The sequence below is a fragment of the Stenotrophomonas sp. S4 genome (assembly GCF_054187805.2).
The window spans coordinates 604,710-617,381 of the sequence record NZ_CM196188.1 but is presented as its reverse complement, the minus strand read 5'-3'; the positions used below and the strand labels follow the sequence as shown (position 1 = coordinate 617,381).

Sequence of the window (12,672 nt, the reverse complement as noted above, 5' to 3'; positions counted from 1 at the left end):
CATGCAGAAGATCCTGATCATCGGCGCGACCTCGGCCATCGCCGAATCGGTTGCGCGCCTATACGCCGCACGTGGCGCCGCGCTCTACCTGGTGGGTCGCAGCGCCGGCAAACTGGACGCCATTGCCGCCGACCTGCGCGTGCGCGGTGCCCCGCACGTGCACAGCGGCGTGCTGGACGTGAACGATGTGGCCGCCCATGGCGCCCTCCTGGACAACGCATGGGCCGCGCTGGGCGGCGTCGATACCGTCCTGATCGCCCACGGCACCCTGCCCGACCAGGCTGCCTGCGATGCCTCCGTGGAGCTGTCGCTGCGCGAGTTTGCCACCAACGGTACGTCCACCATCGCCCTTGCAGCGGCCCTGGCACAGCGCCTGCAGTCCGGTGCGAGCCTGGCCGTCATTTCTTCGGTAGCCGGTGATCGTGGCCGCGCCAGCAATTATCTGTACGGCAGCGCCAAGGCAGCGGTCACCGCCTACCTGAGCGGCCTGGGCCAGCGCCTGCGTCCGGCTGGCATCAACGTGCTGGTCATCAAGCCCGGCTTCGTCGATACGCCGATGACCGCCGCGTTCAAGAAGGGCGCCCTGTGGGCGACACCGGACAAGGTCGCCGCCGGCATCCTCAAGGCGATCGGCAAGCACAAGGCCGTTGCCTACCTGCCCGGCTTCTGGTGGGCCATCATGATGATCATCAAGAACATCCCCGAATTCGTCTTCCGCAGGATCAAGCTCTGACATGACCGACAAGCACGCCAAGATCGTCATCACCGGTGCTGCCGGCCTGGTGGGGCAGAACCTGATCGTCGAGTTGAAGCAGCAGGGTTACACCCAGCTGGTCGCCATCGACAAGCATGCCCACAACCTGGATATCCTGCACGGCCTGCACCCGGATGTCCGCGTGGTGAAAGCCGACCTGGCTGAACCTGGCGCGTGGGCCGGTGAATTCAACGGTGCCGCCTGCGTGGTGCAGCTGCACGCGCAGATCACCGGCAAGACCACCGACCTGTTCGTGCGCAACAACATCACCGCCACCGGCCACGTACTGAAGGCCACCCAGGACGCCGCAGTGCCCTACATGGTGCACATCAGCTCCTCGGTGGTGAACTCGGTGGCCAAGGATGACTACACCAACACCAAGCGCGAGCAGGAAGAGATGGTGGTCGCCAGCGGCCAGCGCCACTGCGTGCTGCGCCCGACGCTGATGTTCGGCTGGTTCGACCCCAAACACCTGGGTTGGTTGTCGCGTTTCATGGCACGCACGCCAGTATTCCCGATCCCGGGCGATGGCAGGTTCATGCGCCAGCCCCTGTACGAACGCGACTTCTGCCGCTGCATCGCCAAGTGCATCGAAACCGAACCGGACGGCGAGGTCTTCGACATCGTCGGCGATACCCGCGTGGATTACGTGGACATCATCCGCACCATCAAACGGGTCAAGAAGCTGCATACGGTGATCGTGCACATCCCGATCGGCTTCTTTGGCTTCCTGCTGAAGGTCTACAGCCTGTTCAGCAGCAAACCGCCCTTCACCGCCGACCAGCTGAAGGCACTCAGTGCCGGCGATGACTTCAAGGGCATCGACACCGAGGCCGTGTTCGGGGTGAAGCAGACGCCGTTTGAAGAAGCGATTCGCGAGAGCTATACCGATCCGCGCTACGCGAAGATCGTACTGGAGCGTTGACGCGTGCGGGAAGGACGCTGGTATCTGGGCCAGGGACTGGCTGCGGCATGCCTGCTTGTGGCGTTGCTGCTGTGGATCCGACCGCCGGTATCGGAGCTCCCAATGGGCGCTACAGCCCCCAAGGGTGGCTGCCCGTCGTCGGCATCGTCGTTCCTGCGTGCCGATCCGGACATCCACCATGCCGCCATCACCTACTGCGCAAACGGCGACGAAGCGCGTGGCACGATCGAACTGCGACTGCCTGCCAACCACGCCATGCGCCCACGACTGGCGGTGGCCGGCTACATCGATGGACACGCAGTACGCCTGCGCATCGCCTTGGAGGATGATGAGGAATCACTGTATGTGATCCAGCGTGCGGGCGAGCAATGGCAGCCGTTGAACATCCGGGTGCCGCAGAGTTGGGCGGGACGGCCCCTGCGCGTGGTCCTGGATGACCAAGGGACTGGATTCCAGCAGTGGGCGGGCATTGGCATGCTGCCCGAGCCTGGGCGTCTGGGCATTCCGATCATGTCACTGCTGTTGGCCAGCATCCTGCTGAGTGCGCTCGCTCTGCCGCCCCCACGGAGCGAAGGCGTGCCTACACCTCCCAGGAAAACACCTGTCCGCCGCACCGTTTCACTGGTTCTTCTGACTGCATCGGTAGCACTGCTGGCCGCGAAGCTCTACCAGGGCGACGTCGCTGGTGTCTGGCATCATCCTGACCAATCCATTCCGGTGAAAGTCATGGTCGCCATGCATGAACATGGCGATCTGAATACCGATTGGGCTCGCGCTGACCTTCCTGAGTTCCATGCATTCCGCTACAACTTCTCCGGGTACATTCAAGCGGTCTACCTGACCATCAAGGCGATTGCACCAGCGGCATTCAAAAGCGAATTCGACCTGCTGCACTACCTGCTCGAATTCTCGCGCTGGTCCGCCGCCCTCACCTTGGCAGTCTGCCTCCTGCTGCTCGTACGTACGTTGGGTGTTGGTTATGCGCTGGTCGGGGTGCTTCTGGTCGCGACCACCCCCCAATTCCTGCAGGACGCGCATTACGCCCGGCCAGAGGCATGGAGCACGCTGCTCTCAACGCTGGCGTTCGCGCTCGCATGCCTGAAGCCTCAGCAACGCTGGGCCCAGTTCGGCCTCCTGGCCCTTCTGGGCATGTTGGCTGGCGTGCTGACGACCATAAAGTTCACCTATGCCGTTTTCAGCCTGTACTGCGTCGCTGCCGCATGGCAGCCTGTACGCCAGTTACCGGGATTGACGCGGAAGCTCCAGCATCTTGGCATGTTCGGCGGCGCATCGCTGGCAGGTGTTGTCTTCGGCATCTGCGTCGGTTCACCGGCCATCGTGGCTGACCTTCCCGGATTCCTGGCGGGCATCCAGGCGCTGGACCACCAGTACGGCGGGGGCCATCCCCCGTTTGGGCCGATGACGCACGGGCTGGTTCCGCAATGGCATTGGATCACCGGTTACTACCTGGCCACCCTCGGCTTGCCCTTGGTGGTGCTGCATGTGATGGGCTACTTCCGCACCTCGCTGGCACCAGCCAAGGCCGGCTTCCTGGCGGTCTTCGCCATTACGTTTGGCGCCTTCCTGGTCCAGTCGGTGTTCTTCGAACGCAATCTGACCGCATTGATACCAGCCTTCATGATGGTTGCCGTGGCTGGCGCTGCCAACATCGAGCGGTTCGCCGCGGCCCGCCTCGCGCTGCAGCGCCCCTTGGCCCGCAGGCTGCTGCACCTGGCCTGCATGGGGCTGCTGGTACTGGCAGGCGCTTGGGGCATGTCGGTCAGCGCCCGACTGGCCCCCTATTTCGACCGCATCCACCTGCAGCAGATACTGGATGAACGCACCGACCGACTGCAGGGCATCGCCGCGGAAGTGGGCGCCGTACGCACCGAGGTCATCACTTACCCCCAGGTATTGGGCATGGACCTCCCGCCACCATCGACGGACTGTGTGCTGTTCATCGGCACCTCGTTCAACGACGACTGGTCAAGGCGCTATTATTCCCAGATGGATCAGTCATTTATCCGCATTGGCAGAATCGCCTCGGATTTCAACGACGTCCCGACCGGTACCCTGCACATCTACCACAGCCCGGCGTACGAATTGTTCGCCACGCGCCCGGGGTGCCGTCTCACGGCGCTCCCCACTTCCTTCCATTGATACGATTGCCATGACCCAGAAGCGATTTGCCATCATCGGCGCAGGCCCCATGGGCCTGATGGCCGCCGTGAAACTCCTCGACCAGGGCCACTCGGTCACGATCTACGAGCGTGACGATCGCATTGGCGGCATGTCGGCCAACTTCGATTTCGACGGCCTGTCGATCGAGCGCTATTACCACTTCATCTGCAAGACCGACTATCCGCTCTTCGCGCTGCTGGAGCGCTACGGCCTGTCCAAGGCGCTGCGCTGGACCGACACCAAGATGGGCTATTTCTACAAGGGAAAGCTCTACAAGTGGGGCAACCCGTTTGCACTGCTCGCCTTCCCCCACCTTGGGCCGATCAGCAAGTTCCGCTATGCGCTGCACGTGATGTACACCAAGGGCATCAAGGACTGGACGGCGCTGGACAAGGAAGAGGCCGGCGCATGGATCCGGCGCTGGGTCGGCCAGAAGGCCTATGACGTGATGTGGAAGGATGCCTTCCGCCTGAAGTTCTTCGAGTTCAAGGACAACCTGTCGGCCAGCTGGATCGGCACGCGCATCAAGCGCGTGGCACTGTCCCGCCGCAACCTGATGAACGAGAGCATGGGCTACCTGGAAGGGGGCTCGATGACGCTGCTGGAACGCATGGTGCAGGACATCCAGGCGCGCGGCGGCCGTATCGAGCTGTCGCAGGGCATCGATGAAGTAGTGTCCGAGAACGGCAAGGTCACCGGTGTATCGGTGGGCGGCGAATTCACCGCTTACGACGGCGTGATCTCCACCGCACCCATCCAGTACGTGCCGGCGCTGGTGCCGGGGCTGCCGGAGGACTTCCGCGCCAAGGTCGCGGCGGTGCAGAACATTCCCGTCGCCTGCGTGATCCTCAAGCTCAAGCACGCGGTGAGCGAAAACTTCTGGATGAACATCAGCGATCCGGGCATCGAGATCCCGGGCGTGATCGAGTACAGCAACCTCAACCCGGGCCACGACCCGGGCCAGAAGATCCTGTACGCACCGTACTACATGCCCAAGACCCACCCGAAGTGGCAGCAGTCCAACGCCGAGCTGATCGAGGAAGTGCTGGGCTACCTGGCACGGATCAACCCGGCCTTCAAGCGTGACTGGGTGCTGGCCTCGCACTGCCATCGCTATGAGTTCGCGCAGACGATCTGCCCGCCGGGCTTCCAGGACATGCTGCCGTCGATGCGCACGCCGGTGCAGGGCTTCTTCATGGCCGACACTGCGTATTACTACCCTGAAGATCGCTCGATCAACGAGAGCATCAACACGGCCGAGGCCCTGGTGAACGAGGCGCTGCGCGCATGACCCCCAGATCAGGTGCCGTGCGTACCCGATTGTTGCAGTGGTTCCATCCGCAGCACCCGGTGTTCCTACTGGCCATCCTGCTGGTCCCGATGATGGCCGTGCGCGCCTATCTGGTGCTCCGTTTCGGCAGCAGCAGTCCGTTCTGGGACCAATGGGATGCCGAGCTCGACAACCTGTTGTTGCCTTATCTGCGGGGCGAGCTCCACTTCAGCCAGTTGTTCGCGGCACACAATGAACACCGCATTCTTTTCACACGGCTTGTTTCACTCGGCTTGTTTGCAGCCAATGGGAACCAGTTCGATGCCAAGGTGGAAATGCTGTTCAACATCGTCCCGTACGCGGCCGCGTTGGGCACTATGGCTTGGGTCGGCATGCGTACGCTGGTGCCCGCTGCCCGTCCGTTCCTCATCCTGGGCATTTTTGCGTTGGCCTCTGCGCCTTTCGGCTGGGAAAATCTGATCGCTGGGTTCCAGAACCAGTTCTTCATCCTGGCACTTCTGTCATTGATCACCATCTGGCTGGCATCGGCTGAGGTACTGGATCGCAGGCGCCTGCTGGCCATTCTGATCTGCTCGGTACTCGCCCTGTTCACCATGGCCAGCGGTATCTTTGCCGCTGCGGCAGCGGCGGGTCTGCTCGTTTATCGCCTGCTCGCCGCTGATGTTGACCGCCGTAGGGGCGGTCTTGCCCTGTTGCTGATGCTGGCGGTCACCGTCGTGGGTCTTGTGACCCTTCCCGCACCACCACATGGCGACACCTTCCATGCTCGTTCCATCGGCCAGTTCCTGGAGGCCTTGCGCAATACCCTTGCCTGGCCGTTGCGACCGCGCTGGATCAGCGTAGCGGTGCTTTGGCTGCCGACGGTCGCTCTTACCCTCGCAATGCTGCGCCGCACGCTGACCCGACAGAGCATTTCGCGGGGAGAGCGTTTCGCTTTCGCAGTCGCAGGTTGGGTGCTGGTGCAGGCCGTAGCCATGGCCTACTCGCGGGGCACAGAGGTGCACAACGTGGTGACCTCGCGCTACACCGACCTGCTGGCCATCGGTGTGATCAACAACCTGTGGCTGGTACTGCACGCTTGCTTCGGCAATGGATCGCGGCTCCCTTCATGGGGTCGCACCACAGTACCTGCGGTATTCATCGGCTGGATCGCGCTTTCCTCGTTCCCGACCTTCGTCGCCGCCAAGGGCAGCATGCAGGAGCGCTCGATTGCTGGCGCCATGCAGGAAAAGATACTGGCGACCTACCTGCGCGATGGTGATCTCGACGCGCTGCGCGACACCCCCGGTCGCTTCCCCTATCCAGACGCCGAACGCATCGATCACGTCCTGAGCCGCTCAGACGCAGCTTCCATCATGCCCATCGAGATTCGCCGGCCATTGGCGTTCCCGACGGACCACTGCAGCGGACTGGAGCACCCCGGCGCCTTCGCGGGGTTGCCCAACCGTCCACAGGCCATCGGTACTTATCTTGTCGATGGCGGCGACGCCAACATCATCGACTGCAGCAGTGCGCCGGTGCTGGTGAAGGGCGGCAGGATGCTGTACTTCCAGGGTGGCTACGGGCCACCAGGGGTGGCCGCCACCCTGGTCGGCAAGCAACACACCATAGAATTGGTGACCCAAGGCGTAGCCGGCGATCGTTGGAGGCCGCGTCTGCTGGATCTGCCTGCGGATGAGTACCAATTGCATATCGTGGACAACGATCCCCACGGCTGGGTCGCGGTAACACCGCCGATCGAAGCGGGCCGTCTTACCCAGTTTCGCGTCGTAGCAGAAGAACGTTGCGGCCCCGGCCTGTACATCGCCCTGGTGCTGACCCTCATGATGCTGATCGCCGCCGTATCCGGCGCAGCCAATCGCCACCGAGAGACGCAGGCATGAGTCGCCAGTTCCTCCTGTTTGTTATTTGTGGTGGCACTGCGGCGGCGGTCAATGTCGGTAGCCGCGTCCTGTTCAGCCTTGCTTTCCCTTTCGAGGTGGCGGTCTGCCTTGCCTATGGGCTGGGCATGCTGACGGCTTTCATCCTCAATCGAGTCCTGGTGTTCAAGGGTTCGAACCGGCCTATCGCACAGCAGGTCGCCTGGTTCGTCGGCATCAACGCAATCAGCCTGCTGCAGACCTTGGGCATCAGCATCGTTCTCAAGCGCTGGGCCCTGCCTGCACTGTCGTGGCCATTGGATATCCCACTGAGCGCCCATCTGGTCGGCGTAGCCGTCCCGATCGTAACGGCTTATCTCGGTCACAAACACTTCACATTCGCACGCCGCGGGGTCGATTGAACCTGAACGATAACGCTGCACCCCCCTCCGGCGCGAAGTAAACTAGGGGGTCGTCCCCTTTGTCACCGATGAATGGAAGCCTACCCCAGTTCCCCGCTGCATCTACTGCGCAGCCTGCGCCATAATCGCGGCTTGGTCGTAGCCTTGGCCGCCCGAGAAATTGCAGCCCGCTACCGGGGGTCCCTGCTGGGACTGGCTTGGGCGCTGGTGCAGCCAATTTTCATGCTGGCCATCTACACCTTCGTGTTCAGCGAGGTCTTCAAGGCGCGTTGGCCCGGTGGCAGCGGCTCGCGCACCGAGTTCGCCCTGGTCCTGTTCAGTGGCCTGCTGGTGTTCAACCTGTTCTCGGAAGTATTCAACCGCGCTCCCACCCTCATCGTGGGCAACGCGAACTACGTGAAAAAGGTCGTCTTCCCGCTCGAAGTGCTGCCATGGGTGAGCGTGCTCACGGCCATGTTCAGCCTGGCCGTGAACCTGGTGGTGTGGCTGCTGTTCTATCTGGTCTCGACGGGCCTGCCGCCGGTGACCGCCCTGCTCGCCCCGGTGGTCATGCTGCCGATGGTCCTGTTCATGACCGGCGTCGCCTGGCTGCTGTCGGCACTGGGCGTGTTCCTGCGCGACACCGCACAGATCACGGCGATCATCACCACCGCGGTGATGTTCCTGACCCCCATCTTCTATCCGATCGACGCGATCCCGGCCTCGCTGCGGCCGTTCCTCAACATCAATCCACTGGCGCCGATCGTCGCTCAGATGCGAGATGTCCTGATCTGGGGCAAGGGCCTGGACCCGGTGCTGTACCCCGTCTGCCTACTGGTTTCAGCATTGGTTTTCATCGCCGGCTTCGCCTTCTTCCAACGCACGCGCAGGGGGTTTGCCGATGTGCTCTGACATCGCGATCCAGGTGCGTGACCTGGGAAAGTGCTTCAACATCTACGAAAAACCCGCTCACCGCTTGATGCAGATGCTCTGGCGTGGCCATCGGCAGTACTACCGCGAGTTCTGGGCACTCCGCGAAGTGGGCTTCACGATCCGTCGCGGCGAGACGGTCGGCATCATTGGCCGCAACGGCGCCGGCAAGTCCACGTTGCTACAGATGATCTGCGGCACCCTCACCCCGACCGAGGGCGAGATCACCGTCAATGGCCGGGTCGCGGCGCTGCTGGAACTCGGGGCCGGCTTCAATCCGGAGTTTTCCGGCCGCGAGAACGTCTACCTGGCCGCTTCGCTGTATGGCGTCGATCGCGAGACGGTGTCCAAGCGCTTCGACGCCATCGCGGCGTTTGCCGATATTGGCGCCTTCATCGAACAGCCAGTAAAAACCTACTCCAGCGGCATGTACGTCCGGCTGGCGTTCGCGGTAATCGCGCACGTGGACGCCGACATCCTCATCATCGATGAGGCGTTGAGCGTGGGTGATGCCTACTTCCAGCAGAAGTGCATGCGTTTCCTGGCCGGCTTCCAGCGCCAGGGCGGCACCCTGCTGTTCGTCAGCCATGACATGGGTGCGGTCAACGCGCTGTGCGCGTCCGCCGTGCTGCTTCGCCGTCAGGCAGGGCACTACCTCTGCGATGTAGGCAGCGCCCGTGAAATCTCCGCTATCTACCTCCGGGACCTTTACGCTGACCGCATGGAGGCTCCTGAAGCCGTGGGCCCGCAATCAGCGCGACCGGGCAACTATCAAGCAGCCAACGTGCAGGCCACCCGCTTCCATGCTGGCAGCTTCCGCACCGAGGCCGATGGATTCGGAGCAGGCGGCGCGGTGATCGAGCACGCTGTGTTCACCGATGTGGATGGAAATGCGCTGACCGAGTTCACCTCCAACGATGACGTTCACCTCTCCATCACTGCACGCGCAGGCAAGACGCTTGCCTATCCGGCAATCGGCTTCATGCTGAAGGATCGCAAAGGGCAGTTCGTCGTTGCGGAGAGCTCGGACAGCTACCTGCGGGAGGAGGCCATCTCAGTCGAGGCCGGCAGCACATTCACGGTCGCCTTCCAGATGCGCCTGCCGCGGCTCGTCCGTGGCGAGTACAGCCTGGATGTAGCCTTAGCCGAAGGCCCCGGCGATGATCACGTCCAGCATCATTGGCTGCACGACGTAATCGTGCTGACGGCCCTCAATTCCCAGCTTGTTCACGGCATTTCCGGTGCGCAGCCGCTGGATGTCTCGTTCCGAACGTCGCACAGCACATGACCACGATCAACGGGCGCCATGGCGTCTTCGAAACCCTTCCGGGCGACTCTGTCGTCGCTGATTCGCTCCGCTGGTATGGCGAATGGGCTGAAACAGAGCTGGACCTTCTGCGTCGTTTTGTCCCGACGGGCGGCGTGGTGGCCGATGTGGGCTCCTTTATCGGCACCCACGCCGTCGCACTGGCGCGCGCAACTGGCACGTTGGGGCAGGTGCTGGCGTTCGAACCCCGCCGCAATACGTTCGCGGTGCTTGGCCGCAACATCCATCGCAATGCCCTGGATGCTGTCATCAAGGCCCGGAATGTGGGGGTATCCGACCAGCCGGGCACGATTCACCTCCTTGATCCGGAGGAAGGCAGTCAGAACCTGGGCAGCTTGGCTCTGGTAGATCAGGGTGGCGGCTACGAGGTTGAACTGATAACCCTCGACATGCTTGAACTGCCGCGACTGGACCTGATCAAGATCGACGTCGAAGGCATGGAGGCAAATGTCATCCGCGGCGCGCGACAAACACTCGAGCGCTGCCGGCCAGTGGTGTTCGCCGAATGCAACTCGGTCAGCGGCGCTGCGTCAACGCTGGCTGCATCGGAAAACTTGGGCTATCGCGCATTCGGATCGATCTATCCCGCGTACAACCCTGACAATATCAACGGCTGCCCGGATAACTTCTTTGGTAGCAACGCCGAATGCGCGCTGTTCCTGGTGCCAAAGGAGCGCGTGGATGACCTGCCCCTGCAGGACATGCGCGTGATCAACACTCTGGAGGACGTGGTGGCTCTGCTGCTCGAAAAGCCGCAGTACCTGCCAGAGATGCTCCCGGATGCCCCGGAGGTGGAAGCCGTGCACCGGCAGGCACCGCACGCCGTCGACGCAGAGGCGCAGGTTCACCCGCCACTGCACGTGGTGGTCCCCTTCTATCGCAACGAACAGCTCGTCGCACCGCTGATGCGTGGACTGCGCAGTGTCTCCGGAGAGCTGATCGCCGCACGCGCATCAGTCTGGTTCTACAACGACAGCCCTGGCCACGAGGGCCTGGCGCTTGCCCTGGATGAAGCACTGCAGGCCGGCCTGGAGGGCGTACCGCTCGAGGGCATCGCCAACGAGGACAACCTTGGCTTCATCGGTACCTGCAACCGCGCGTTTGCCCGCGCGATCGAAGAGGGGGCCGACGTACTTCTGCTCAATTCCGATACCGAAGTGATGCCCGGTGCAATCGCCGAAATGCTGGCCGTCGCCGGGTTAGATCCCATGTTCGGTTTCGTCTGCCCTCGCAGCAACAATGCCACCCTGGCCAGCCTGCCCCACTCGTTCGAGCACAAGGATGTCACCGCCGACGAAGCCTTCGCCCGCTTTGCGCCGCTGGCACGAAGGCTGCCACGCTGCACCCTGGCACCGACTGCCATCGGCTTCGCGCTCTGGATCCGTGGCACGTTGCTCTCCGAGTTCGGCGTATTCGACACAGCGTATGGCAAGGGCTACAACGAAGAGAACGACCTGATCATGCGCGCCAATCGCGCAGGCTATCGGGCGGTGCTGGCCAACCATGCCTTCGTATGGCACCAAGGCGAGCAGTCCTTCGCCACCACCCAGCAGCAGCGAAGCGAGCGTGACGCACACAACGGAGCGTTGCTGCGCGCGCGTTATCCGGAATACCCGAAGCTGGTCGAACGCTACTATCATTCACCCGAGTACCGTGCCGAGACGCTGCTTGAGGCGCTCGAACCAACGGATTCGCCGCGAACGATCGCGTTCGATTTTTCCTCGTTCGGCGCCTTCCACAACGGCACGTTCGAGTCGGGGGTGAAGCTCGTCGCTGCGGCACTACGCTCCTGGCCCGACGAAGTGCGCATCGGCGTGATCATGACTCTGGAGGCATGGGACTTCCACGGCATGCCGCGTCTAACTGGCCTGACCCGGCTTGAGCCCGGACAGAGCAATGGGCAGGCGGCAGCCGTCGTGCGCATCGGCCAGCCCTACCAGGTGGACGTACTCACCCGGCTGTTCAGCACGGCTCCAGTAGTGGGCATTTTCATGCTCGACACCATCTCCAGCGACTGCGGATATCTTGCGCTGGACATGGATGAAGACATCTGGCGCTTCGCGCTGGAGAACATGAGCGTGCTGTTCACCAACTCTGCGTTCACGCTGGATCGCATCCGCCAGCGCTACTCGATCGCCCCCCACGTGATGCAGAGCGTGTCGCGCCATTCACTGGATCCGGCTGATTATGCCGAGCACGAGCCGGGTGCGGCAGCTGGCAACCATATCCTGGTGATCGGTAACCACTACGCACACAAGTTCGTGAAGGAAACGGCAGACGCATTGGCCGATGCCCTACCGGGCCGCAGGATCATCGCCATCGGTTACCCGCAGGATGTGGAGCGATCAAAGGACATCGAAGCATTCCAAGCCGGCCATATCGATGACCAGACGTTCCGTGCGTTCTATCGCGATGCCGAGCTGGTGGTGTTCCCGAGCCACTATGAGGGCTTCGGTTTCCCGGTCCTGCACGCACTGGCGCACCACCGCCCGGTGTTCGTGCGCGATACCGGGCTGAACCGGGAGCTGGCCGGGCAGATAGCCACGTCAGCCAACATCCACCGCTATGAAACCACCCGCGAACTGGTCACACGCCTCAGCGCCGGCATCCCGGCCTGGAGCAACCAACGACGGCCAGGCGAAGCGGATGGATGGCGGCGTTCAGCTCTCGAGGTCTACGCCACTCTCAACGAGGCAATGCGTCGCGTCGATGCGAAGCAGGTCGCCACAGCCCTGCGTCGACTGGATGGACTGGCCGCGACATTGCCTCCTCCGTCGCTACGTACCACCGGCCAGCGTACCGGCGTCCGCTTGGGTCGCATGATTGACAGGCTGTTGCGTGTTCCGGGAATGTCCAAGCTGGCGCGCGGACTTGCTCGGGTGTATCGCGGCACACGTGGCTGATGATGGATCGTGCCAGCACCCATGCTGGCACGATTACTGGCAGATGAAAGCATCGCCGCCGACAGGCGGAGGCGGATGTGGTAGCTTTCGCTAGCCTGTCC

9 protein-coding genes are annotated in these 12,672 nt (G+C 62.8%); all 9 read left to right on the top strand.

Translation table 11 applies throughout. From position 1 onward, the window contains the following. Position 1 precedes the first annotated feature (1 nt). The 9 genes from ACUZUJ_RS02760 to ACUZUJ_RS02720 all read left to right on the top strand — a co-directional run bounded on the left by ACUZUJ_RS02760 (position 2) and on the right by ACUZUJ_RS02720 (position 12,571). A complete protein-coding gene (locus ACUZUJ_RS02760; protein ID WP_049443070.1) occupies positions 2 to 733 on the top strand; it encodes an SDR family oxidoreductase in 732 nt (243 codons plus the stop codon). Between the two features lies 1 nt (position 734). After that, positions 735 to 1,679 carry an NAD-dependent epimerase/dehydratase family protein gene (locus tag ACUZUJ_RS02755; RefSeq protein WP_458220627.1) on the top strand — a complete coding sequence of 315 codons (945 nt, stop codon included), beginning with the start codon at positions 735 to 737 and terminating at the stop codon, positions 1,677 to 1,679. A gap of 3 nt (positions 1,680 to 1,682) precedes the next feature. Beyond that, positions 1,683 to 3,839 carry a hypothetical protein gene (locus ACUZUJ_RS02750; protein ID WP_458220628.1) on the top strand — a complete coding sequence of 719 codons (2,157 nt, stop codon included), beginning with the start codon at positions 1,683 to 1,685 and terminating at the stop codon, positions 3,837 to 3,839. Between the two features lie 10 nt (positions 3,840 to 3,849). Next, on the top strand, positions 3,850 to 5,151 hold the full coding sequence (locus tag ACUZUJ_RS02745) for an NAD(P)/FAD-dependent oxidoreductase (protein WP_101764912.1): 1,302 nt from the start codon (positions 3,850 to 3,852) through the stop codon (positions 5,149 to 5,151). 17 nt (positions 5,152 to 5,168) lie between these two features. Beyond that, entirely contained in the window at positions 5,169 to 7,034 is a 1,866-nt protein-coding gene (locus tag ACUZUJ_RS02740) for a hypothetical protein (protein WP_458220629.1), read from the top strand. Next, entirely contained in the window at positions 7,031 to 7,432 is a 402-nt protein-coding gene (locus tag ACUZUJ_RS02735; RefSeq protein ID WP_101764910.1) for a GtrA family protein, read from the top strand. The genes ACUZUJ_RS02740 and ACUZUJ_RS02735 overlap by 4 nt, the downstream gene beginning before the upstream one ends. A gap of 72 nt (positions 7,433 to 7,504) precedes the next feature. Beyond that, positions 7,505 to 8,323, top strand: a complete 819-nt coding sequence (locus ACUZUJ_RS02730) for an ABC transporter permease (RefSeq protein WP_101764909.1) — start codon at positions 7,505 to 7,507, stop codon at positions 8,321 to 8,323. After that, positions 8,313 to 9,629: an ABC transporter ATP-binding protein gene (locus ACUZUJ_RS02725; protein ID WP_101764908.1), complete on the top strand. Its 1,317-nt coding sequence runs from the start codon at positions 8,313 to 8,315 to the stop codon at positions 9,627 to 9,629. Before ACUZUJ_RS02730 ends, ACUZUJ_RS02725 begins: the two co-directional genes overlap by 11 nt. Further along, positions 9,626 to 12,571: an FkbM family methyltransferase gene (locus ACUZUJ_RS02720; RefSeq protein WP_101764907.1), complete on the top strand. Its 2,946-nt coding sequence runs from the start codon at positions 9,626 to 9,628 to the stop codon at positions 12,569 to 12,571. The genes ACUZUJ_RS02725 and ACUZUJ_RS02720 overlap by 4 nt, the downstream gene beginning before the upstream one ends. Positions 12,572 to 12,672 lie beyond the last annotated feature (101 nt).